Source organism: Bifidobacterium apri (assembly GCF_009299485.1).
In the GTDB taxonomy this organism is placed as follows: domain Bacteria; phylum Actinomycetota; class Actinomycetes; order Actinomycetales; family Bifidobacteriaceae; genus Bifidobacterium; species Bifidobacterium apri.
This window is the reverse complement of the sequence record NZ_WBSO01000006.1, coordinates 1-23793: the sequence shown is the minus strand read 5'-3', so window position 1 is coordinate 23793 and position 23793 is coordinate 1. Positions and strand designations below refer to the sequence as shown.

At 58.1% G+C, this 23793-nt stretch carries 16 protein-coding genes and 1 pseudogene; 9 read left to right on the top strand and 8 right to left on the bottom strand.

All coding sequences use genetic code 11. The annotated features are described in order from the left end of the window. Window positions 1-32: 32 nt before the first annotated feature. The 5 genes from DSM100238_RS05270 (at window position 33) to DSM100238_RS05255 (ending at window position 5879) form a co-directional block, all read left to right on the top strand. A complete protein-coding gene (locus tag DSM100238_RS05270) occupies window positions 33-2207 on the top strand; it encodes a DUF7604 domain-containing protein (RefSeq protein WP_167511057.1) in 2175 nt (724 codons plus the stop codon). Further along, window positions 2204-2377 carry a hypothetical protein gene (locus DSM100238_RS09340; protein ID WP_167511056.1) on the top strand — a complete coding sequence of 58 codons (174 nt, stop codon included), beginning with the start codon at window positions 2204-2206 and terminating at the stop codon, window positions 2375-2377. The genes DSM100238_RS05270 and DSM100238_RS09340 overlap by 4 nt, the downstream gene beginning before the upstream one ends. 128 nt (window positions 2378-2505) lie before the next feature. Continuing rightward, complete coding sequence (locus DSM100238_RS05265) at window positions 2506-4050, top strand: isopeptide-forming domain-containing fimbrial protein (RefSeq protein ID WP_167511055.1); 1545 nt, start codon at window positions 2506-2508, stop codon at window positions 4048-4050. A 282-nt stretch (window positions 4051-4332) separates the two neighbouring features. Beyond that, the gene (locus DSM100238_RS05260) at window positions 4333-5034 is read left to right on the top strand and encodes an HTH domain-containing protein (protein ID WP_152355647.1); all 702 of its coding nucleotides are present in this window, start codon (window positions 4333-4335) and stop codon (window positions 5032-5034) included. Further along, complete coding sequence (locus DSM100238_RS05255; RefSeq protein ID WP_167511054.1) at window positions 5025-5879, top strand: class C sortase; 855 nt, start codon at window positions 5025-5027, stop codon at window positions 5877-5879. Before DSM100238_RS05260 ends, DSM100238_RS05255 begins: the two co-directional genes overlap by 10 nt. Window positions 5880-5939: 60 nt before the next feature. Here the strand turns inward: DSM100238_RS05255 and DSM100238_RS05250 are convergent, their stop codons facing one another. Beyond that, a complete protein-coding gene (locus DSM100238_RS05250) occupies window positions 5940-6617 on the bottom strand; it encodes a hypothetical protein (protein ID WP_152355645.1) in 678 nt (225 codons plus the stop codon). A gap of 222 nt (window positions 6618-6839) precedes the next feature. Here DSM100238_RS05250 and DSM100238_RS05245 point away from each other — a divergent pair, with 222 nt between their 5' ends. Continuing rightward, entirely contained in the window at window positions 6840-7460 is a 621-nt protein-coding gene (locus tag DSM100238_RS05245) for a rhomboid family intramembrane serine protease (protein WP_152355644.1), read from the top strand. 36 nt (window positions 7461-7496) lie between these two features. Here the strand turns inward: DSM100238_RS05245 and DSM100238_RS05240 are convergent. From DSM100238_RS05240 to DSM100238_RS05215, 6 genes and pseudogenes are all read right to left on the bottom strand, one after another. After that, a pseudogene (locus DSM100238_RS05240) lies at window positions 7497-7745 on the bottom strand (substrate-binding domain-containing protein); the annotation flags it as partial. 195 nt (window positions 7746-7940) lie between these two features. Further along, on the bottom strand, window positions 7941-8708 hold the full coding sequence (locus DSM100238_RS05235; protein ID WP_338071667.1) for a hypothetical protein: 768 nt from the start codon (window positions 8706-8708) through the stop codon (window positions 7941-7943). A gap of 144 nt (window positions 8709-8852) precedes the next feature. Beyond that, window positions 8853-9404 carry a hypothetical protein gene (locus DSM100238_RS05230; RefSeq protein ID WP_152355642.1) on the bottom strand — a complete coding sequence of 184 codons (552 nt, stop codon included), beginning with the start codon at window positions 9402-9404 and terminating at the stop codon, window positions 8853-8855. Further along, window positions 9401-10477, bottom strand: a complete 1077-nt coding sequence (locus DSM100238_RS05225) for a hypothetical protein (RefSeq protein WP_152355641.1) — start codon at window positions 10475-10477, stop codon at window positions 9401-9403. Before DSM100238_RS05225 ends, DSM100238_RS05230 begins: the two co-directional genes overlap by 4 nt. A gap of 344 nt (window positions 10478-10821) precedes the next feature. Next, window positions 10822-15591: a DUF6531 domain-containing protein gene (locus DSM100238_RS05220; RefSeq protein WP_167511053.1), complete on the bottom strand. Its 4770-nt coding sequence runs from the start codon at window positions 15589-15591 to the stop codon at window positions 10822-10824. A 700-nt stretch (window positions 15592-16291) separates the two neighbouring features. Then, the gene (locus DSM100238_RS05215) at window positions 16292-16570 is read right to left on the bottom strand and encodes a pyrophosphorylase (protein ID WP_152355639.1); all 279 of its coding nucleotides are present in this window, start codon (window positions 16568-16570) and stop codon (window positions 16292-16294) included. 147 nt (window positions 16571-16717) lie between these two features. Here DSM100238_RS05215 and DSM100238_RS05210 point away from each other — a divergent pair, with 147 nt between their 5' ends. Next, complete coding sequence (locus DSM100238_RS05210; RefSeq protein ID WP_152355638.1) at window positions 16718-21211, top strand: FtsK/SpoIIIE domain-containing protein; 4494 nt, start codon at window positions 16718-16720, stop codon at window positions 21209-21211. 265 nt (window positions 21212-21476) lie between these two features. On the opposite strand, the gene DSM100238_RS05205 is transcribed toward DSM100238_RS05210, so the two are convergent. Then, entirely contained in the window at window positions 21477-22355 is an 879-nt protein-coding gene (locus tag DSM100238_RS05205; protein ID WP_152355708.1) for an ADP-ribosylglycohydrolase family protein, read from the bottom strand. 344 nt (window positions 22356-22699) lie between these two features. Between DSM100238_RS05205 and DSM100238_RS05200 the strand changes: the two genes are divergently transcribed. Beyond that, window positions 22700-23503, top strand: a complete 804-nt coding sequence (locus DSM100238_RS05200) for a hypothetical protein (RefSeq protein ID WP_152355637.1) — start codon at window positions 22700-22702, stop codon at window positions 23501-23503. A gap of 50 nt (window positions 23504-23553) precedes the next feature. Further along, window positions 23554-23793, top strand: a 240-nt coding sequence (locus DSM100238_RS09335) for a hypothetical protein (protein WP_167511052.1), incomplete at its 3' end; no start/stop codon positions are given.

The window sequence follows — 23793 nt, the reverse complement described above, 5'->3', positions numbered from 1 at the left end:
AAGCCGCGCTTGACGAGGGAAAGCGAGGAGCCATGACACGACGACGGGATGGCGGCACGGCGGGAGGAGCACGGCACCGCCGACATACCACGTATCGGAATACAGCCATATGCGCATTCGCGGTGTGCGCGATGGCCTTGTTCAGCATGCTGGGTTGCGCGCTGTCATACGGGGCGTCCGCCGAAGGTGTTGCACACGCCGTAACGGCACAACCGGCACAACCGGCACAGCAGACGGAACCGCTCGCCGACCGGCAGACGGAAGGAATCCCAGCGGCTCCCGCAACCGAAAACCATGCGGTACGTCCTATGGCCGACCGCGCGACCGCGCAGCTTCCCGAACCGGAGCATACGAAAACCATCGAACGCCTCGATGATCAGCGCTACCGGCTCACATTGAGCGTCACGGGTGCAGAACATATCGACGGCACTGTCGAGCATACAAGCGCCGACGTGGTTCTGGTGCTGGATTCCTCCGGCAGTATGGCGCAATACGAGGATCCCAGCTGCCACGGGCCGAGCAGTACATGCCTGACCCGATGGCAGGTGGTCACGCAGGCGGCGCAACGGCTTGCCGCACAGCTGCTTGACGAATCCACCGGCGGCGACGTGCGGATCGCGGTGGTTGATTTCGATACTGATGCGCGCGTCATTCCATTCGGTGACAAGCAGTGGACCGATGATGCGGATGCGTTGTCCGCGGCCCTTGACGGGTTGGATGCGTCGTCGGCGACCGGCGGCGGCACGAACTGGGAAGCCGGTCTGCACTCCGCGAACACCCTGCTGCATGGCAGCACCGCTGAACGCCGGTATATCGTCATGCTGTCAGACGGCTCGCCGACGTTCCGCTCTTCTGCCATGGGCGGCGATGACTGGAACGAGCGCTACGGCGTCTACGGCAATGGAACTTCAGACCCTGCCAGCCGGTGCTTTGACGCGGCTGTCGAGGAGGCCAACAGGCGGGCGGACGGGACGGCACTGTTCACAGTGAGCGCCGGACAGGCCGCAGACGCGAATATGTCCAGCTTCGCGACCGCAACCACAGGTGTCCATTATTCGGGCACGGATCCGGACAGTCTCGCGCAGGCCTTCGACGATATCGCCATGATCATCACATCCACCGTCCGGTATCGTGACGTGAGCATCAGCGACACCCTGTCCTCATGGGTGATCGCCCTCGACGACAGCGGATCGCCAGCCATCGGCGGAGACGCAGTCGTCACACCCACGGTCAGCGCGACCAAGACAGACGGTTCCACAGTATCCACCGACGGCATCGTCGCCGCCTTCGATCCGGTGTCAGGATCCCTGACCTTGCAACTGCCGGCCGGCAAGACCCTCGACCCGGAAACCACCTATCGCGTGTCCATCGAAATCACCCCGACCGCGGCGGCATACCGCAGTTTCATCAGCACGGGCACGTATCCGGATACCGGAGACGAACTGACCGATGCCCCCGGCAACACCACCAGTTCCGGACAGCCCGGATTCTTTTCGAACGCGGAAGGCTCGGCGTTGCTGCGCTACCGAACCGTCACGGTCACCGTCAGCGGTGACAGCAGTGAAGAGAGCGTATCCGACGAACTGACCGCGGCATACGCGCGGCCGGTCGTGCAGGTGGCCGCGCCGAGTCTGACGCTTGTTAAAACCGTAGACAACACCCACGCCACCGCATACACTCCCGCGCAGCCTGCGGCATGGAATCTGTTGGCATCGCTGGTCTCCGCCTCCGCCCCACAGCCGGGAGCGTCATCCGAAGACACGGCAAGCGAGAGTGGAATCAGCCCTGCCGCGCCGTCGCAACCAGCGCAGGATGACAATACCGCCTCATTGCCTGCAACAGCGGTCGAACCGGGAACCTACCGGCTGGCGGAAACACACAACGATGACTACACCGTAGACGGCAAACCGTACCCGAATTATGCGCGATACGAGTCCGGGAGTTGGACCTGCGCGGATGCGGCGGGCAACCAGCTCAACGTCTCGTCGGAAGGTGATGTGGCGATCGCGCCCGGAACGCAAGCCACCTGCACGATAGTCAACACCGCGACCCCTGCTTTGGCCGACCAGATTCCTCTGACCGGCGCCTCCGGTATTCATCTGGATCGTCCATGGCTGACATTCGCCGTAGGGCTGCCGCTCGCCGGAACAGGAGCGTGGATCCTGAGGCGTTCCCGCAGACGAATGGTTGAAAGGAACACCCGATGAGTGTGAAGACCCCGCTGATTCCGCTGACCCCGGTGCGTGCGGCACATGCGATTCGCGCCGGCGAAAAACACCGATTCGGCGCCCCTCGCTCGCCGCCGCATGCGATTCGCGCCACCGCAACACAGACCATATGCACATCCAAGCCCACCACGACCGGCACCACACCGTAGGAGGAATCATGACATCCCTGATACATATCGTTTCGCAGGCCTGGAACAGGGCCTCATCAAGAACAAGCCACCCATCATCGCCGTGGAGAGACAAGCCATCGCCGATCCGCTCGATTGCAGCGGCAAGCGTGGCATTGCTCGGCATCGTCGGAATCGGAGCGGCGGCGCTCGCCCCGACTCCAGCCACTGCGGCAGACAACGACAAATCCATCATCATCCAATCCGGTTCGCGCGGCGAAATCATCGGACACACCTTCGCCGTCGCACCCATCGCCACATTCAACAGCGACGATTCCACCGAACTGACCACCGTCAGTGCCGCTGATGCAGCAGTCCGTCAAGCCATCAAAACGGCACTGCAACAAGAAGCGCCCGAAGATGCGGACCCGCTGATGTGGGCGCAGGCCGTCAGCGGCAACCCGATCGACCAGAGCACCACATTCCCATGGGCGGCGAATGCGAGTTCGCGCCTATTCGCTGATGCGCTCGCCGATTACGTCACAGCAAACGGCGCACAGCACACCGCGACACAAGACCCGCTGACCATCACTGGGCTGCAAGGCGGTTTGTACGCAATCGTCGATGTGACGGAGAAACTGTCCGATGGCGTCACGGACATGCCCGAATCCGTGCGCTCGCTGACCATGCTGGTCGGCACGAAACACGAGAAGTTCAACACGGACGGCAGCATCATCGTGAAAAACGAAGCGTACCGCACCCCGCCGAGCAAAAGCGTGACCGGCAGCCATGACGGCACGGTTCGTGTGGGCGACGAACTGACATACCGCATCACCGGAACCGTGCCATCAACGACCCGCAAAGGTGATGATTTCACCTACGTGTTCGAGGATTACGCGAGCCGTGGCCTGACCATCGACACCGGGAAAGGCAACATCACCGTGACTTACGGCAACAACGGCACTGCTCTGCCGGCGGCCGACTATACCGTTGATCCTGCGGATACGACAGTCACCGGCAACGGCGTGGAGGATGGGTCGGATCCCACCTTCACCGTGACCATCGCCCGCAGCGTGCTGGATACGATGCAAAGTGTCGCAGGAGAAGCGTTCACCGTGACCTACAAGGCGACTGTGAACGAGCATGCCGCCGACGACCAGGTGGCCAGCAACAGTGCCCGAGTGACTGCAGGCGGTGTGGCATCAGGAAAATCCAACCAAACGGATGTGTATACCAACACCTTCGAATTCCAGAAGTATTTCGCGGACGGTTCCACGGTGACCGGCGCGCAGTTCACGCTGTATGACGCGGATAACAGCAAGCCGGTGCAGATGCTCGGGCAGGATTATCAGGCGGGTGTCGATGACAACGGCCGAGTCACCTTCTCCGGACTTGAAGACGGCACCTACACCGTACGTGAGACGCGCGTCGCCGATGGTGCCGCCCAGGTGACCGGCTCATTCAAAGTGACGCTCGCGTACGACGCTACCGCCAAGCGTACTGTCGTTACGTTCAGTGACACCGGGCTGGACCCGTATGATCTGGTCACCGTGGCACAGGACGGTGGCATCCGGGTGCGCAACGTCAAATCGTTGACCGAACTGCCGTTGACCGGTGCTGCCGGCGGCATCGTGATTGCAGGATCGGCGGCGGTACTTCTCGCACTTGCCGGTGGTGCGCTCGTCATCGTCCGCAGGATGGAGCGGCGCATGTGACGGCGTGCGGGGCGGCTGAGGCCGATAAGCCCAATCCGGGCACACGGCCATGAATATACGACGTGCGCGGGCGCGCGATCATGCGCAACCACGACAGCGCACAACCGGGCAACATCGCACACGGTGTGCTGTTCGGATGTACGCTCGGGGCGTATATTCAGGCTTCATCAGGTACTATGCTGCCCCAATGCCGTTCCGAGCGGTTGCCGGCTGGCAGGGGAATCCGGCCGGCACCGAATCGGAAGTGAACACCGTGATCAACGTGAACAAAAGGAGACGACGATGACGCGATCAGCGCCACATCGCCTGCTGGTTTTGCGACAACTCAGCCGTGCTCGACAGCGGCTGGACCTGCCGGACGGCACATTCACCGCGGAAGAGCTGAAATATCTGCGATCCCTTCCGGCTGTAGCCGCGGTCAGTGCAGGCAGAATACGGTATACGGAGGCGTTCAAGCGCATCTGCATGCGCCAATATCGGCAAGGCAAGTCACCGGCACGGATTTTCCGCGAAGCCGGCTTGGATTCCGCGTTGATCGGATACAAACGGATTGAGCGGTGCATTGCCCGGTGGCGCAGCATCGGCACTGAAGAGACGCCTGAACAGCTTGCCGAAGACCAGGCGTACGAGCGGGATCTCGACCGCTGGCGTCAGGCGCAGGCGCATATGCGGTCGGGGACCGGTGTCAACGGGAAGAGGGTTGCGCCGTCGAGTCTCCCAACCGCGTCTGGCATGTCTGCCACGCCCGCCTCGCTCTCGTCGAGGATGGTTTCGGCGGCGGCAACATCCCCCATGAGCGTTGCCCGCAATTCGAACGCAACCCCCAATCTCCGCGCGTCTGCCGCCCATCAATCACAAGCAGACAGGCGGCAATCGGAAGATTTGCGTGACTTGCTCATTTCCCAGCAAATCCGCCGGATTGTGGAACTCGAGCGTGCCATCGAAGCCATGCGGGCGGCGTGCACATGCGGGGCATGCCGGTGAAACGGCGAATCATCGCCATGCGGATCGTGGCGGCGCTGCTCCTCGCCGCGGCGATCGGCCTGATTCTGCTCCCGCCTGCTGTACGCGCATGGTCAACGGGGCGTCTTGCCGCAGCGGCGGACGACCATGAACGTGCCGTGGCGGCATGGCCGAGCGCAAAACGCGACAGGGCACTCGCCCAAGCGAAGGCGTACAACCGTTGGCTGGCGGCAAGCGGACAGCCGACACTCGGTGTCGCCCCGGACAGTCATGCCGCCGAAGCGTACCGGTCGGCGCTTGCAACCCCGGACGGAGTGATGGGCGTCATTTCGATTCCGTCCATAGGAGTCCATTTGCCGATCAGACACGGCACATCGTCCGATGTGTTGTCCGCCGGTGCCGGGCATCTGATGGGAACAAGCCTGCCGGTGGGCGGCGCATCGACTCATGCGGTGATTACCGCCCATCGCGGGCTTGCCGGGGCGTCCATGTTTACCAAGCTCGATGGGATGGCTGCCGGTGACCGTTTTTCCTTGACGGTGCTTGGCTCGACCATGGCCTACCGCGTCGATCGGGTGACGGTGATCAAGCCGGAAGACACTGCGATATTACGGATTTCTGGCACGGAGGATCGCGTGACGCTGATGACGTGCACTCCATACGGGGTCAATACGCATCGTCTGCTGGTTTCTGGGGTGCGTGTGCCAGACGCCACTTCCGCCAAGGACGGGGTTGACATGCCGTCATCATCGCAAGGGGTGACGGCGCGTATGCTTCGTTGGAGCGCGCTCGCCGCGGCGGGCCTTGTTGTCGGCGTGGGTATCGGATGCGATGTATGGCGTCGCCGGCGGGAGCGGATGCGATGAACATGAAGCGTGCATACGCTTAATCTGCCGGGAACGCGAGTATCAGGCTGAGAAGCGGTGTTATAAGCCGTGATGTGTTGCGTGGGCGCGGATGGTCGATTCCTCGTCAAGGGTGACGGGCGGGTACTCGTCCGGATGGTGGATGAAATCCTGGATCAGCAGCCATTGTCTGCGCGAGATGCCGATGCGCTCATCCGGGCGGACCATGAGTATTGGCGCCGCAGGATTCCACGCCTCGATGTACTTGGCTCGCGCCGGATAACATTCTTCGTCATCGAGCCAAATAACCGGTGACGGATCGTTTTGATAGGTCTCGAAACGCAGCCGGGAGAATATCGTGTCGAGTTTGCCTGAGAATCGCCCTTGATTGGTGACTGGGTCATACCAGTGTACGGTATGCACAACATCTGGATCCCAGCCGATTGCCGGGTCGAGCGTGCTGACACAATACGGTTGCCAAGTGGTCAACCAAGCCAGTTCGATGGTGCCGGCGACGGCGAGCCTATACATATCGTCAGCCAGCTCGCGAGACCAGCGGAGTCGGTATCTGCCGGGCGGCACTTCGACGACAAGATTGCCGGTGAGCCGGAACGCGCGCTCTTCGCTATACAAGGATGCGCGCGGATCATCCGGTTTGATCCATTCGGTGTGCCCAACTCCGCCACGACGTTGGACCTTGCTGTCGGGGAAGGCATTGAGGACGCCATCGAAATCGGCGTACATCACCGGACGGTTCATGGCTCCTCCTTCCCGGTAGTTCCCGCTCGCGTCAGTGGTGCGGGTGCGGATTGCTGTCACGCCAAGCGGTGACGTGCAAGACACTGTACTCTCGCGCCGGGAAGTTGCGCCGGGAAGCTGCACAAGCGCAGGCGCAGCCGCGAAACCGCCGCAGGGCACGGGCGTTGTCGGCATCGGCAGGGTCGGCTGATACAGTGAGACGCATATTGAAGGAGATGACAGATGGACACGATTGCCCAGACCACGGCGGCCATAGCCCCGGCGACGTTTGTTTTGATTGCGATCAATATCCTGGTGTTCATCGTCGAAACGGCGGCGGGCGGCAGCACGAATCTCGATGTCGCACGGCGTTTTGGCGCGATGACGGTTTGGGATCTCGAACATGGCCAATGGTGGCGCATGATCACGTCGATGTTCGTGCATTTCGGCATCACTCATCTGGCGTGCAATATGCTGTCGCTGTTCAATCTCGGGGTGCTGGTCGAGCGGATGTTCGGCTCGGGCGCGTTCGGCGGGTCACTGTTCATGCTGGTCGTGTATTTCGTGTCCGGATTGTGCGGCAACCTGCTCACATGGCGGATTCAAAAGTCCCGTGGCGAGTATTATGTGGTGTCCGCCGGGGCGTCGGGCGCGATCTGCGGATTGCTGGGCGTCTATGTCGCGATGCTGTTCGTTCCCGGTCTCAGCCAGTTCCTCGACTTCAAATCGGTGTTGCTCAATGTGGCGTTGTGCATTGCGCCTGGCCTGACAAATAAGGAAATCAACATGTGGGCGCATCTGGGTGGCTTGATCGGCGGCATTGTGGTCACGATGGCTTATATTGCCGTGCTGTTCGTACGGTGATGCCGCGCGCACGATAGCCTGCGGTTTGATCGGCTGGTCGCTGCCAATGCGTTGAAGGATGCGTTCAACGGATGTGGACGCGATCCAATCGATCATCGAATCCATTGTTGCAAGCGGCGGCTGGAAGTATGCGGCTTCCTCGATATTGTCGAAGCCGATCACCTGCACGCTGTCCGGCACGGTGATGGCGTTGGCGACAAGCGTGAACAGCGCGCCCATCGCCAGCTGGTCGTTGAATGCGATGATGCCGTCGAATGGTATCGCGGTATCGATGAGATGCTGTGTCGGCTGCAATGTTGGGTGATCGCCGGTTGTTTCCGGTCGTATACACCGCGGAATATCAACGATGCTGCCGCTGTCACCCGGTGCATCGGACCCTGATACGCGAGATATCTCGCGGCAGGTGCTGCAGATAGACAGGTGCTACAGATATCGCAGATGGCCGCGAGGCACACTCCATGTGCTGGCCGGAGGGAGAAATCAGAATCCGAGGTGCCCGGGATATTCGCGGATGGTTGGTTCCTCATCGAGTGTCAGTTCAGGGAATGTTTCAGGATCCTGGATGAATTTCTTGATGATGCGCCACTGTCTGCGGCTGATTCCGATTCGTGCGTCCGGACGGATCATCAGTACCGGTGCCTTGGGGTGGAGGGATTGGATTCGGTCCGCCGCGGTCTCGTAGCATTCCTCGTCGTCCAGCCAGATGACCGGTGAGGGGTTTGCTTGGGTGGTTTCGAATCGCACCCGGGAGAATACCGTGCTCAGCTTGCCGGTGTACCGGCGTTCGTATGAGATGGGATCGTACCAGATGGCGGTGTGTTCGATGTGTGGATCCCAGCCGAGCAGAGGATCGAGGATGCGTGAGCAGTATGGTTGCCAGGTGGTCAGCCAGTTGAGTTCAATATCGCCTTCGGATGCGAGTCGATGCAAGGTTTGTGCAATGTTGCGTGACCAGCGGATGCGATAGTAGCCGCATGGCGTGCGCACGATGTCGTCGCCGGTGAGTACGAATGCGCGTTCCGTGCTGTACAGTTGCGCGCGCGGATCGCCGTCATCGAGCCATTGCGTGTGCCCGACGCCCCCATTGTCTTGGATGTCCTTGTCAGGGAACGCGTTGAGCACTCCGTCGAAGTCGGTGTACAGCACCGGACGGTTCATTGACTCTCCCTTCGTCGCGCTCTGCGACCGCTGGATCTGCGGTCCGATTTGCGCGTGCTTCCATGCGATGGTACGTACGTTCGCTAGCATACCGCGCAATGTCGCGGAATCGGGAGAATTGTCCACAGTGTCGTGCTGTTTGTGTCGTACAGACCCGGAAACAGCCAATGGCGTATCTGCACTGTACGGGCGCGTCGAGCGTGCGGCAGCGATCGATGCGCCCGTCATCGGCGGTTACCGGTGCTGGTTGATGAGCTTGGTGAGTTCCTCCGCGCGCTGATGGCGACGTTTGGTGCGGCTCGCCAGATTGAGCAGCCCAGGCTTGGGGGCCAGTGTGATGGCGTGTTGGGTGCCGTCGTCGATGATGAGGTGACGGCTGTGCTCGTCCTCGCGCAAGGATTGGATAGCAGAATACGGGATGATCTCAGTGTTTCCAGGGTTGATTTCCAGTCCGCATATACCGTCGACTGGGTCGTCGGCCCCCTGCACAATGGACTCGTCGCTTTTCCACAGGTGCAGGTTAGGGCTGATGAAGATCGCGTCCTCCAGGAGCATGAGTTCCCGCGTTTCTGTCAGGACATGCTTGTCGTTGACGGACACGATTTCGTCGCTGTTTTGCACTTCGACGATCCCGTAATCGACGAGCCCGCGCTCGCCGCTGTGGGATGGGCCCGCGGTGCCCGCAGCGATGGCTTCCTCGCATGCGCTGACCGGCTGGTACCCGTAGGCGCGTGCTGTCTGGTCGGCGGATGCGGGCCAGTAGTTGGTGATGTGTCCTGCTTTCATTGGATTTTCCTTTCCTTGTGGTTGGTATCGTCCGGGGTGTTCAGACAGGTTTGTTGCCCGGTGTCAGTTGTTGTCTCGGGCTGGTTGGTGTCGCGGTGTTGGTATTGGGTGATGCGTGCGGTGAGTTGTTTGGCTTGGTCGTGGCGTTGCTTGGTGTTTTTGGCAAGGCGATTGCCGAACTCGATGATGCTGTGCTTAGGCGTTAGGGCGATTTCGCATGTCGTCTTGTCTGTGAGTGTGAGGACCAGGTGTCGGCTGTACTGGTCTTCCTGGAACGTTTCGATCGTGGAGTAGGGGATGAGCCAGGTGTGCGCGGGGTCGATTTCCAGTCCGAGTACGCCGTTGAGCTCGTCGGGGTCGCTTGCGTCGGCAGCTTCGCTTTTCCATAGCTCGCGGTCGTCGTAATAGAAGATGGCGTCTTCGAGGAACAGCACGTACCATGCGCACAGATTGTTCGCGGCGTCGTAGAGGATGGTCTTGCTGTTGACGGATACGGCGAGGTTGTCGGCGTATTCGATGACGCCGTAGTTCACGAGCCCGTGTCCTGCGGTGCCTGCGGCGATGGCTTCCTCGCATTCGCTGACCGGCTGGTACCCGTAGGTGCGTGCTGTCTGGTCGGCGGATGCGGGCCAGTAGCCTGCGATGTGCCCCGGATGCATTCGGCCGGTCGCTGTCGCCGGGGTTTTGTGCTGGTGTGATGATGGGCTTTGGGAGGGTGGAGCGTTATTGGCGGCATGCTTGCTCAGGCGCAGTTCGGATAGCTCGGCTCCGAACCAGAGCATGGCCAGGTAGAGAACGCTGCCTAGGGCCGCCTCCTGTACTTCCGGTATGAACAGGAGTGGCAGGGGGACGGCGGGGATGAGGGCCAGGGGGATGGCAACTGTCAGCCAGGCGCCGTGCAGCAGGGGTGGTACCATGCCGACAAGCAGGCTGCACACGCACAGTGAGCTGACGCGCGCCCACCCGGACCTGTTGACGAGCAGGCATGCGAGCGCGATCGCAATCACCGCGCAGATGATATTCAGTGCGAGCCTGGTTCTCTTGGCGTGTGTACCCGCCTGAAGCCATTCCATCGCCGCGTTTGCGCTATGAGGCTCGCCTAGCAGCCGGCAAAAGATAGACAAGCTGATAACGAGAACTCCCAGATATAGCAGCATTCCGGGAACGATCTGCCGTGTCATCATGAACAATGGTAATACAACCATCAGGTACAATCCCACGAAGCAGAACAGCATCTCCCATCGGTGTCCTCTCAGAAGCGCCATGATGAGCCCCACGACGAACGCATACACCAACACTGCGGCAACCATTCGCCAGTCTGTATGCCTGTTGCGCACCAGCAAAACTATCGCCACTATGTCTGATATCACCATGACGTCCCAACCCTCGGTCAGGATTGACTTCATGTTCTTCTTCATCACCATAATCCAGTCACCGTGCCAATGATGTCCGCAGGCATACCGAATGCGCTGCCAATTAATGAATTACGGACGAGCTTCGGCCCATTGGTCCCTGTTCGCAATTTCTCTATGCTACCCGTCCCGAAGCGGGCCAATTGATTCATACTGTTTTCTCCATTGGGAACGGCATGGAACTTCTTTGCAGCACTTCCAGCGCCTTTATCAATAGGGAGAGATAACGCTGCGGAGATTCCAACATGCTTGAAGTCGACTTTTCCATCGCCGATACGTTGTGAAATCAAACTTTCGGAGGCGCCAGAAGCCATGGTAAATACCCTACTCGCCCAGACGGATCCGCGGAATGTTGTCGCTACAGTAGGTTCGGCCAGGCCGCTCATGGCTCCTCCGGCAGCACCTCCTAGGAATGCTCCAGTAACGCCTCTGGCAGTAAATTCCTGTCCGGGCAAAAGCGATGTCAATGAATATGTGGCGGCGCTTGCCGTCCCTGAGACAACTGCATTCACCCCTGCACGCATTGAGATTTTCTTCACGGCAGATACCGCCATGGCTTTGCTCCATCCTGTACATGATGCATGCGTAGCTGCCCGTATAACCGCATTTCGCGCAGCACTGATTTCAAAGCCTCCGACACCGCCTAATACGCCGGACAATGCGACTTCTCCCCAGCTGACATTGCCTGTGGTGGCTTTTTGGATGATGGTATCCGCTCCGGCACTGAGAAGAGCCATGCCTGCTGGGCCTCCGACTCCCGTACACATCATTGCGCCGCCGGCTATGACCATCGCGCCGCCGGCAAGGTATTCCCAGTTATTCCTTGTCCAGTCTTCGGCTCGCTGCATGAAGCCGGTGTGGCTGTTGCTCCATTGTTCCAGTACCGCCATGTCGGTGACGGGTTTAAGGCCATTGGGGTCCAGTATGGACAAGGGGTTATTGCCGGCGTACTCATACGGGTTCGCGGCCCACGCCACCCCATATGGGGCGGGAACGGGGTCTGGGGAGAGGAATCCGCGCGTTGGGGCGTCATATACGCGGTTGCCCAGCCATTCCAGTCCGGCGAAATGAAGCGTTCCTGCAGGTCCTATGCCTGATTCGTCGGCGGAGAGCCCATCGCTCCATGGGTCTGAGGGGAGCGTCTGGCGCAGCATACGCCATCCAGTCGGCTTCCAAGTGCCGCCGATGCCACATGCTGCTGCCACTGAGCAGATATCATCGCCGTCGAATCGTATCGGTGCCGGTGCGGCACTTGCGACATCCCACCAAACGGCACGGTCGTCGAGCTGTAACAGGTAACCGAGGGGGCTTGTCATGCAGTTCACGGTTCGTGTCGGCCCTTGCGCAGGTGTCCACGAAACCGAGCTGAGATACCCGCTGTCATTCCATTGATACGTTCGGGACGAAGCGCCCGGACCGTGCTCCGAGATGCGTCTGCCTGCAGCGTCATACGAGTAGCGGCGAATGCCGGCGTTGGTTTCGCACTTCACCAATTGTCCCGCGGCATCATACGAGTATACGGTGGTTCCTTGCGGTCCTTGTTCCTTGATGATTCTTCCGCATAGATCGTATTCCCAAGACCGGTGGCCACGCGGGCCGGTGGCAGACACCAATTGTCCCGCGGCATCATATTCGTAGCTTGTGGTTCCGTTCTCGTCGGTGATAGAGAGAATACGATCTTCGTCATCCCGTTTGATTGTTGTTTGCGAAGATCTTGTCGCTGTGCCGGCTACAGAATGCATCGTAGGCCAGACTCCCGAATATTGCCATGTCTGCAGTATCTTGCCTGATATCACCGAGCTGACTCGCCCGGCGGCGTCGTAGCGGAAACTCGCATTGCCTGCGGTGGGGTGCGATATCTGCGAAACCTTGCCGGCCGCATTGTAGCGGTATGTTGTCGTGCGCCGGTCTGGGCCCGTCATGGAGATGCGCCTGCCATCGGCATCATAATGCCATTCGACAGCGCCTTCAGGGCGTTCATACCGCGTCAACAATCCGCGGTTATCCCAATGCAGGTGTTCAATCGTTGCATCATTGGCAACTGCCATGTCATGCCCGCCAGCATCGCGGGCAAACCGTTGAACGGTGTGACCGTTGACGGTGAACTTCTCCAGATTCCCTTGGCGGTCATACGTAAATTCGGACAGCTTCCCGTCAGGGTCCTTCTGCCAGATCTGCCGTCCGGCACCATCGTATCCCGCCGTGATGGTCCGCAGCAGCGGGTCGGTTGCTGCCACGCATCGGCCTTGCGCATTCCACTCGTAGCTGGTTTCGCCGCCCAAGGGGTCCCGGACCGTGACAGGACGTCCCAGTGCATCGTAGGAAAGCGTGGTAACGCCTCCCAGCGCGTTGATTATCTCGATAATCTGCCCGGATGCATCATATTTGAACTTGCGCAATCCGTTCCAGGTGTCGTACAGGGCGGTGACCCGGCCGCACTTGTCGTACGTCCAGCGCATCATGCCGTCGCCGGGGCGTTTCAAGGTGAGCATGCGGCCACATGCGTCATAGGTCGCGCTTGCTTCATCTCCGGACGGAAGGATCTGCCTGACCAGATTGCCGTCCTCGTCATACTGGAAAGTCGTGGTGCCCCCGCCCGCTTCGGTCACCGATGAGAGATGGCCGGTAGCGTCGTATGTGTAACGTGTCGATAGTCCCGTTGGCGTGACGAGCTCGGTGATTCTGCCTGCGGCATCGCGGTGCAAGAGCGTGCGTCCGCCTTCGGGGTCGAGCATTTCGACAGCTCTGCCGCATCGGTCGTAGACGGTTGTGCTTGCCGGGTCTTTTCCTCGCCGTTCACTGATGATGCGTCCCAGCGGGTCTGCGGTGAGCGTCGTACTCATCAATCCGTCGCTCATGGAGATTTCCCGCTGTTTTCTGTTGATATGGGCCGATACGGTGACACCGGAAGGGTCTTGGACGCCGGTCAGGTCGCCAGTGGCTGAATACCGGTAGTTCCACGCATGTTTATCGGGGTCGAGAATCGTCGTCAGTCGAGACAGGGAGTCGTGGATGTATTGCCATTCACTGCCATCCGGCAGGATAACTGCGTTGAGGTTCCCCAGATCGTCGAATCTGGATTCGACCGAACGTCCCAATGCATCCAGATGTTGCTGTTCTTCACCGCGCTCATTGTATTCAACACTGTCCGTCGAGCCATCGGGCCGGGTGATTGAGCGGATTTTCCCGCCCAAAGTGTACGAGAAACGCCATACGGCACCGTCGGGATCTTTCCGGGAAATGAGGCGTCCGTTTGCGTCATATCGGTAGTAGGTCGTGAATCCTGCCGGGGAGATGGCTTCGGTAATGGCTCCCGCGCTGTTGTATTTCCACCGGGCGGTACGATTCATGTCATCCGTCATGGCGGTGAGATTGCCGCGACTATCATGCTGGAATTCGATATGTACGCCGGTCGGATCGGTGATGCCTGTCATCAGGCCCTCGTGCCAAGTTAGCGAGGTCACCCCTCCAGAAGGGTCTGTAATCCGTATGGGCTGCCGCCCCTCGCTTGCGTAGTCGAAGAGTGTGACTTCATCCTCGCCTGTCGACAATGTGCATAGACGCCCCAGGGAATCATAGCTCCATCGCAAATCGGCGCCTTCGGGCGTATGCTCTCGAACAAGTCTTCCGTGCTCGTCATATGAGCGAGCTGTGACGGAACCATCGCGTTCGATAATTTGCAGTGCATTGCCCCACCGGTCATATGACAGCGATTGCCGTCTGCCGTGCGAGTCGATAATGCCCACGCATCGGCCTTGTGTGTCGGAAATCCAGGTGTTAGAACGCTTACCGTCCTCATCGCAAACCACTGTCACGCCATTGGGGAGATAACGGTAGACTGATGTGCGCCCTGTCGGGGAGGTTTGTGACAGCAACCTGCCGTCATCCTGGTATGTGTTATGCACTACCTCCACGCCGTCCGCGTCCGTTACTGCCTCGATCATCCCATTGCCGGCGTATTCGTATGCCCTGGTACCTGTGGGAAGCGAAACGGATATGAGTCTGCCATCCGTTTCGTATACATACTCGGAAGCGGAGGACTCCATACTGGCGGACGAAATCAGTCCGGCATCGGACCATTCCAAAGAAATACGTGCTCCCCGGGCATGGACCAAAGCGCATAGGCGTCCGTGTTCATCGCGTTCGCATGAGATCCAGTCCCAACGGTCACTGCCGTAACCTGACAGTCTGCCAGAACGTGTGAACGTTCGTATTGCGTTGTGTCTGTCCTTGATGATCCAGCCATCGTCGTCCGCTTCCAGCCAGTACGAGTCTCCGATTGAACGGCTCCAGCTGTTGCCTTGCCTAGGGAAGGCAACGATTCGTCCGTCTGCGCGTCTCCATGATGCTCCATCCGCATCGAAAGAGAGCATTTCATCGGCGACGCTTGACCATCCGATCCCCAGTGATCTGATTTCCCGGTCGCCGGAGTTATACACGCGTTCGAAGCGAAGCGACGAGCATCCGCCGGTGTAAGCCATATCGGTTTCTGTCTCGATGAACGCACCCGTAGCGGTATTGACAGGGTCATCCGCATACCCGGTGGTGGTTTGGACGCCATATAACTTGGGATCCTCAATCGACAGAGGCTCGCGGGCTACTTTCACGCCTACGCTGCTCAGTGCTTCGAGTATCGCGGCATCGGGCAATGTCGACAAGGCATGCTCGCCGCCGGCTGCCGCGAACGCGTTCGCCAGGGTATTCGCCCACGACGCATCATTTGCATTGGCGTCGAGATATCGCGAAAAAGCCCCGATAACGCCGTCGCAATTCACCCCACCCCACCGGCAAGAACTGCGGAATGTCGAATAGGCGCTTGATACCGACGCGAGCCGTTGCCGCAGTGACCCGTCTGCACCGATACTGTTGGATGCGAAGGCGCGCAGGTTCGAAGGGCGTGCGGAGGTATATCCAGAATGTGATCCGCTCGCAGAGCCGGGGGCGGGGGTTTTCCGAGAACCACAGGCGGGGACAGGGGTGTCAATGACGACAGGGGTGGCCCCGGCTTTTACCGGAGGGGTGTCGCCTTGCCCTATGAACCAATCCCGCGCTTTTTCCCACCAGTCATCATGCTGTGAAGCCCATTGCCTCGCGGTGTCTCTGCGCTGCTGTTCCTTTCTGGCCTCTTCCGAGACGCGGCGGACGGCTCGCGCCACCGCGTTCAGGCTGGTTGATAGATTCGATGCGTCCCGCGCACGGACTGCTGCATTGGAGCGGAATATTTCAGAGAAGTAACCTCGGAAATCCTCAAGGGCCGTCCTCTCCCAGGAAGATCGTGAGCCTGTCTGATTGTCAATCGATTGAGCCGCTACTTCGCACGCTTTCGCAAAATGCTGCGCATCCGCGTGATTAAACTTCACTCGTTCATGAATCGGGCCCAAATCGACCATCGTGTATACCTCTCAATGTCACAGCATCAATACGTAAAGCGGGCTTCCCCGCATGGCTGCGCAGGGAAGCCCGGAGAAGGAACGCCTAGTTCGCCCCGCCTGCGGAGAAGATATTTGCCGCGATTTGGTCTAATTGTCCACGAAGCTCTTCCAGCTCGGACTTTGCTTTGTCCAGCGCCGCTTTTGTCTCGGGCCACGTCGTGCCGCGGAATTGGTCAGCAAGAGGGCCGTCCCATACATTTGGATCTGAAAGGATTTGTCCCTGTGCATCCAGCTGGCTGATCTGATCGGTGAATCCGCCGTTGATGATTGACTGCATCTGTTTGATAGCCGTCTTGGCTTCTTCGGAAGACAGAATACGCATAGCAAACCTTTCTCGATGCGCTGTTCGTCGCAACAATGTTATCTTCATGAAAGCTGAAATGATGTTGGATGCTCGAATATTGGAACATCGTCAAGATTGGATATTCTCGTTGGGTACCATCAACATGCACAGATCAAGGAGCAGATTATGCGTGTGGTCGTTGACGTTGCTGCGCGAGAGTACGAGGTAGATATCACGCGTTTCTCTCCAGATGTCACTCTCGGAGAACTCATCCAAAGGGTGACTGGGCAGGGCGTTTTCCCCGAGCAGTCCTTGTACTGTGATGAGTTTCGTTGTTCGCCGAACGATACCCTCGCCCAGACCAATATGGTCGAAGGCATGATTATCTCTGATCATCCGTTATGCTCGCCTGGGAGACTTGAGGGATGGGTATTGTTTACGTCCGGTGGTCTGGATGCCGGCGCAATGCATACGATTCCTGCGGGCGGCATCCTCACCGTAGGCCGTGCGGCTGATTGTGATATCACATCACAATCGAGATTGCTCTCAAAGCACCACTTTTCCCTGCGACAAGAGGGCGATGGGGTGTGGGTGACTGATAATGGCTCGCTTAACGGTACCTATGTTAATGGTCAACAGGTTGATGCGAAAGGTCTTTTCGTTTGTAATGATGCGGTTATCACGGCTAGTGGTGTCGCGTTCACGCTCAGAAAAGCACCGCATGAGCATCGAGCGCCGAGTCCAGGATCCTTGCATAATCTGACTGCATTCTCAACTGCACCGTTTAATCGTCCGCCTCGGGCAGGGCGCCCGGGGAAACCGGCGCCCGCGGAACCACCCGAACACCGGAATGTCTCGGCGCCGGCAAAATTCAATCTGGCGGCGATCATCGGGCCGCTGCTCATGGCGGGCATGATGGTCGTAGTGCTGAAAAATTGGACATATGCGGTATTCGCTGGATTGAGTCCGATCATTGCGCTGATGATGTGGGTGGAACAGCGGATACGCCAGCATCACGAGAAGAAGATCGAGGAATCGCGGTATCGCTCGGCCTTGGAAGAATTCAGGGAACAATTGCGGGAACAAGCCGATGCTGAACGGTTGCGGCGCCTCGACAGCTTGCCTGATCCAGCGGTCTGCGCCCGTTATGCGGCGTTGCCTGATACCAGGTTGTGGCAGTGCAGGCCTACTTCAGACGATTTCCTGACGCTCAACGCCGGCATCGGCTCTGTGCCTTGGCAACCGGTCATCAACGAGCGGAACCGCCAAAGCGATGAAGTCCAGCACATCATCGATGAGAACTGTATACCGCAATCACCGGTGGAAATAGATCTGAACCATGCAGGGGTCGTAGGTGTAATCGGCGATCGTGAGTCCGTTCTAGCTGTGGGGCGGAGCCTGCTCATCCAAGCTTGCGTGCATGCAGGACCGGCTGATCTCGCCTGCATGGTGTTTTGCGATCCGGGGCGTGAGGAAGACTGGCATTGGAGCACGTGGCTGCCGCATACAAGTATGGCCGGCACTCGCGAGGGGGACCGTTGGACCTCATGCAATCCTGAGCGCAGCAGTTCGTTACTGCATGCATTGAGAGAACATATCGATGCTGTTCCTCAGCCGGCCGCGTTGCTTGTTGTCGACAGCGATGTGCTTACGGAAGGTAGGGATTCACCTGCACGGGATCTTCTTGGGCATGGCCGTGTCGATATCCCGTCGGTGATGGACAAACGTACGGTTCCCGTGTCGGGAATAGTCATTGCGCAATCCGTTGAACAGCTGCCTGCGTCATGCACGGTGATTATCGAAGCGACAAGGTACGGCGAGGGCACCGTCCGATATCCTGAGCGGAATATAGAGATTCACGATGTCGTGCTTTCCGGAGTCAGTGCAGACGTCGCGTCGATAACCGCGCGGCACCTCGCCCACTTCGATGACCCCGAGCTCACGGGCTCGAAGGAAGAAGTGCCGTCTCTTGTCCGCTTACCCGATTTGCTTGGGATACATACGTTGAGTGGAAAAGAGATTATCCAATTATGGGAACGAGGCAGCAATACGGTCTCTACTCCGATTGGTGTGGGGAAGGACGGTCCCCTGCTCCTCGATTTGGTGAAGGACGGTCCGCACGGGCTGGTCGGCGGCACCACGGGTTCAGGGAAGAGTGAGTTTCTCCGTTCGCTTATCGTTGGACTGGCGGCATGCAACTCACCGGAAAAACTCAATTTCATCCTCGTTGATTTCAAAGGCGGGGCAGCATTCAAGGCTTGCGAAAAGCTTCCACATACCATCGGTACGCTATCGAATCTTGATCCGCAGCTCGCTAACCGGGCCATCCGCGCCTTGGAAGCTGAAATGAGATACCGGCAAAGACTGTTCGCGCAGGCAGGGCCGGAAATAGACAATCTTGATGCCTATATGGGCACAAATCCAAAGGAGCGGCTCCCGCGGCTATTGCTGGTCGTGGACGAATTCGCTATGCTGGCCAAAGAGTACCCTGATGTGCTTTCTTCACTGGTCTCAATCGCTGCCGTTGGACGTACCCTTGGTGTGCACATGATTCTTGCAACGCAGCGTCCCGCCGGGGTGGTAAATGACGATATTTTGGCTAACACCAATCTGCGAGTATCGTTGCGTGTGCAAAGCGCCGCGGATTCAACCAGTGTCATCGGCGTGCCTGACGCTGCATCGATTGCGCGAACCCAGCAAGGACGGGCATACGTCAAGCTCGGACAGCATGATATCAGTCTCATTCAAACCGCATTGGTAACGGGTACCGTGGAGACCGATCGCGTAGAAACGCTTGGTGTCAGACCGGTGGTGTTCGGGCAAGCGCCGGCAGCATTGAAACGACAGAACGGCAGGCTTGGATCGCGTACTGATTTGGATAACATGATCGAGGTTATTGCCAAAGCGAATTTGGAAGCAGGCTATCGTGCACCGAGAAGGGTGTGGCCCGAACCCCTGAAGGACACTATTCCACTGAGAGGTTTTGAGAAAGGCGTCTCGGAAGAATCCTCCGTAGGAGGGTTCAAATGGCCGATTGCCGACTTCGCACTTGCCGATGATCCTGATTGTCAGCGTCAAATTCCCGCTGGATGGAACATGGATGAGGGCAATATCATATTCGCTGGATTGCCGAATACCGGGGCGACCGCAGCTCTGACATCACTTGCATTGACATTGTGCACGGCGGTGTCGCCGGAACAACTTGATGTACTTACCTTGGACATGGGTGCGGGGGAGTTGCAGTCATTGCGGCATTTGCCTCACAGTATTGGCTATGCCGGCTCGGGAATCGCCATGCGGGAGAAACGCTTGCGACTGCTTGGATATCTTCGAGCTGAACTGGATCGAAGAAAAGCCGGCGAACATCGAGAGCGAAAGCTGCTAGTACTGATAAATGGCTTGGCTGCGTTGAAAGACGAATATCAGGACTATGCGGGTCTGGAATTGATGGAGGGGCTATATCAGGCTTGGGCGGATGGCCCGGAAGTGGGGTTGTATTGCGCCGCCAGCACTACTCGTGTTCGTATGATCCCTTCGGCGATTAGCGATGTGACGACACAAAAATGGATTTTCCGACTGTCTGAACCGTACGACTACGCAAGTGTTGGAATACCGCGTGAGGAAATTCCCTCTGCAGTATGTGGCCGCTGTGTTCCCGTAACGACACATCTTCAGACGCAGGTCGCCTCGCCATCCATTTCTAGCGATGAAGCTGTCGAGCGCGTTCAGGCCATGTGGCATGGTTGCCGCGAGAAAGACGCGGTGACCAAAGAGCTACCCGAAAGCGTGCCGGTAAGCGGCATCGGGTGTGCCGCCGATATCGCATCGCAGACATGGCTTATTCCTGTCGGTTTGCGTGCTACTGATCTACAGCCGGCGATGCTTGAACTCTATCCTGGTGAACATGCGTTGATTGCTGGCCCGGCAAGGTCCGGGAAGTCGACATTGCTGATGGGTCTCGGGCAAGTTCTCCGTGAAGCCGGATGCGAAGTCTGGGCTATTGCTTCACGGCGCTCGCCGCTAGTTGAAAGTGGCGGTATCAAGCGCATCGCAATTGATGCTGATGATCGAGCTTCGTTGCTTTCTGAAATTGTCACAAGAACTGAGCCGACTGTATTGCTTATTGATGATGCGGAAAGAGTCGATGATGCCGATAAATCATTGGCACAGCTAGCAGAAAGTGAACAAGATAATATACACATTATCGTCTCGGCGCGGTCGGACGATCTTCGTTCTATGTACACCCATTGGACAAAGTTGATAAGAAAATCAAGATGCGGTGTAATTCTCCAGCCGAATCCTGATTTTGATGGTGATTTATTGGGCGTGCAAATTCCGCGCAACACGGCAATGGATATGGGTGTCGGCCGCGGATACGTATGTGTGAGCGGGGTTGCGGTCCCGGCCCAAACCATTCGCCCTGACTGTCTTGCCGATGAACATTGTGAACAATCCCCGATAACGACGTCATCGACTACGCAAGAGGCGGATACAAACGCAGTTATTCCATCTGCTGATGCCTCTCGTCCGGAGTCTGAGGCCATTCCCGTGCCGCCTCCTTTCGAGTCTGCACCACCGCTGCCTGTGCCCCTACCCCATACTGTGACTATGCCAGTGCCGCTTCCCGGGCAAGACGCCGATCATGCGATGCCTCCGCTTCCTCCGGCTTCACGCGGCTGAGCCAAGGTTCGTCCTGAGCCAAGGTAATATCAGTACGAGCAATTGGCCTCTTCTTTGTATTGTTTTCACGCGTGCAACCAGGAACAAGGCCGATTGCTTTTCCCTCTCCGGACACACTTTTGCACCACAATACGGGCATAACCCTCGCGGCCATTATAGCGAAGTTCCTGAAAGGTCGTCAGCAGATAAGTATCCTTCGGATTTGCCATTGTCCTCATGGTTGCTACTCCTGTGTGGCATGGCATGACGTTTGACGTGCGAACTGTCATCTATTGTCAACAATAGTGCAACGGTCAATCACATTTTTGCCACGAAGCAGATGCAGCCATTCATCCGGAATCGCACCCATACCATAGACGATTCCGGCAAGACCACCCGCCACCGCGGCTGTCGTATCAGTGTCCTCTCCCAGATTGACTGCTTCAAGCACGCAATCCGCATACCTCGTGGTGGTGGTCAGACACCAGATCGCAGCCACCAAGGTATCGATAACAAAACCGCTGGATGCAACGTCCTTTCGATTCAGTTTGGGGATGATCGTCAAATCATCAACCCCTACTCCTGCGGTGGTTCTAGAAGCGACTCCGCTCAAAACGTATGCGACTCGTTTGTCATGCAATGCCTCGAGCGGCGACGCGCCATCCCGCAGCAACCGCGCATACCGAACATACGTGACACATGCTTCACAACTTATCGGATGAGCGTGCGTAATCGCGCTCACTGAGCGGATTTCGTCGTCGACGGCATCCGTGAACGCCAGCGGGACGATGCGCATGAGCGAGCCGTTGCCGTTGTCGCGCTCGCCCGCCAATCCGTGCCCGCTCGCGAGTGCGCTCGCTGTAGCGCCGCCTATGTCGAATCGCCGGTCAACGTTGTAGTCCTGGCTGTCGCGCCACCGTATGAACTTGTCACGCATATCCGCAACGTCCACTCTGCCGAGCTCTCGCAACGAATCACAGGTTGCCAAGGCCATCCCAGTGTCATCGCTCCATGTGCCGACGGGCTGGTGCCAAGCCCCAACTCCACCTCCGACTTCGACGCTTCCATTCGCGCGGTCCCATGCCATGCCTGTGCATGTGAAAGTACCGCGAGCACTGAACTCGAATGGGACACCCAATGCATCGCCGACAGCTTCCCCATACATGGCGTCTCGCAGCGTCCGCGCGGACCCATCTGCCAACTTACCCCAATGCCAGATTGTGTGCTGAACCATCATCTTTCCCTTCTGTTTTGGCCGATTCTGGTCTGCCGTATTCTCGCAGTTCCCTTGCCTGCGCCCCTTTTTTGTGGAGCACCATCGTTACTTCCGAGTGCGGTGGTTCGCAACCGGATTGAGTATCATCGTATCGCCGCGACACGCCGATACAGACAGTTGCCGATAATGGCATGTCTAGGCCGAAAATGGGATGCACACCCATGTGCGATGCCGTGTACCAAGAAAGGTATAAGAGCACGAGGGGAACGAACATACCGCTCGAGGAGGAGTCCATGATGAACGAGTCATTCGGTAGAGCAGGCTACGACGAAGTTTCCAACCAAGAACGCCGATCGGCTGACACCTTGATTGGCGATGATTCCCAACCGATCCGCATCGGATATCCCCGGATGCAGCAGACGGCACAACGCGAGTGGAGGCAAGCCGCTGACGAGAATCGTAACGCCTACAACATCCCGATTGCAGCAGCCGTCACCGTCACCATCGCGTGGATGATTGCGTCAGTATTCGTCAACAGATTCGTGCGAAGCATCATGTTCGGTATTACGCCAATTGGGTTTGCCGCCATCACTGTCCTGGTCGCGCTTCGATGGCGAAAACAGCCTGAAATCTATACTCGAGCCCGTATTTGGGTGTTGAGATTCGGCGCAATCGTCACTGTCCTGTGCGCTGTCTTGTTCATGCCATCCGCCGTCCGACACCTCCTGGACGTCCCCTATCTTGATATGCCAAAACGAGTTGTACTCACCAAGCCGAGTGTGAGTTACGAAGAAGGTACTTGGCACGGTGCAACTGAAGCCGTCAATGATTTGCTTGACCATACGCCGGAAAGCTATTACGTTCAGGCGCAGGCAACACTGCAGCATCTGTACCCGCAGAAATACCGCATCGGTAAACAGGACTTCCTGGCATGCCAGGAGGCGATGAATACGCGGGGAGAAGCATCGGAACATGATGACGGAACTTGGTATGGGGTGCTTGATTACCTTCCGCATTCGAAAGAAAGTGTGTCACTCACATGTGCAGTTGGGGCACCGCCAGTGGATGGTTCACTCGAAACGACGTTGGCTGATTGAATCGGGAATAGTCGGGGTACGCAAATCTGGCTCTGTGTGCGGCAATGGGCATGAAGGCAACCGGATTGGCTGTGGCTGAGCGCGACGCGCTGGTGTTTTTGGTGTTTTTGTTTGTGCGTTGGTGTTGTTGTTTGGTTGTTGTGGTTTGTTGTGTCGTGTTTTGGTTGGTTGTTGGTTGTTTTTTCGACACGCCGGTGTTTGGTTGGTTTTCCGGGGGTTTTGGGGTGTGTGGTGTGGGGTTGGTTTGCGTGGTTGGTGGTGGTGGTGTATGTTGTTCTCTTGCTGCCGCT

Excerpts from the sequence above, each read along its gene's own strand:
- DSM100238_RS05255 (WP_167511054.1), top strand. The coding sequence starts at position 5,025 with ATGCCGGTGAAACGGCGAATCATCGCCATGCGGATCGTGGCGGCGCTG.
- DSM100238_RS05235 (WP_338071667.1), bottom strand. The coding sequence starts at position 8,708 with ATGCTAGCGAACGTACGTACCATCGCATGGAAGCACGCGCAAATCGGA.
- DSM100238_RS05270 (WP_167511057.1), top strand. The coding sequence starts at position 33 with ATGACACGACGACGGGATGGCGGCACGGCGGGAGGAGCACGGCACCGC.
- DSM100238_RS05230 (WP_152355642.1), bottom strand. The coding sequence starts at position 9,404 with ATGAAAGCAGGACACATCACCAACTACTGGCCCGCATCCGCCGACCAG.
- DSM100238_RS05205 (WP_152355708.1), bottom strand. The coding sequence starts at position 22,355 with ATGTATGGGGAAGCTGTCGGCGATGCATTGGGTGTCCCATTCGAGTTC.
- DSM100238_RS09340 (WP_167511056.1), top strand. The coding sequence starts at position 2,204 with ATGAGTGTGAAGACCCCGCTGATTCCGCTGACCCCGGTGCGTGCGGCA.
- DSM100238_RS05245 (WP_152355644.1), top strand. The coding sequence starts at position 6,840 with ATGGACACGATTGCCCAGACCACGGCGGCCATAGCCCCGGCGACGTTT.
- DSM100238_RS05210 (WP_152355638.1), top strand. The coding sequence starts at position 16,718 with ATGCGTGTGGTCGTTGACGTTGCTGCGCGAGAGTACGAGGTAGATATC.
- DSM100238_RS05250 (WP_152355645.1), bottom strand. The coding sequence starts at position 6,617 with ATGAACCGTCCGGTGATGTACGCCGATTTCGATGGCGTCCTCAATGCC.
- DSM100238_RS05260 (WP_152355647.1), top strand. The coding sequence starts at position 4,333 with ATGACGCGATCAGCGCCACATCGCCTGCTGGTTTTGCGACAACTCAGC.
- DSM100238_RS05225 (WP_152355641.1), bottom strand. The coding sequence starts at position 10,477 with ATGGAATGGCTTCAGGCGGGTACACACGCCAAGAGAACCAGGCTCGCA.
- DSM100238_RS05200 (WP_152355637.1), top strand. The coding sequence starts at position 22,700 with ATGATGAACGAGTCATTCGGTAGAGCAGGCTACGACGAAGTTTCCAAC.
- DSM100238_RS05215 (WP_152355639.1), bottom strand. The coding sequence starts at position 16,570 with ATGCGTATTCTGTCTTCCGAAGAAGCCAAGACGGCTATCAAACAGATG.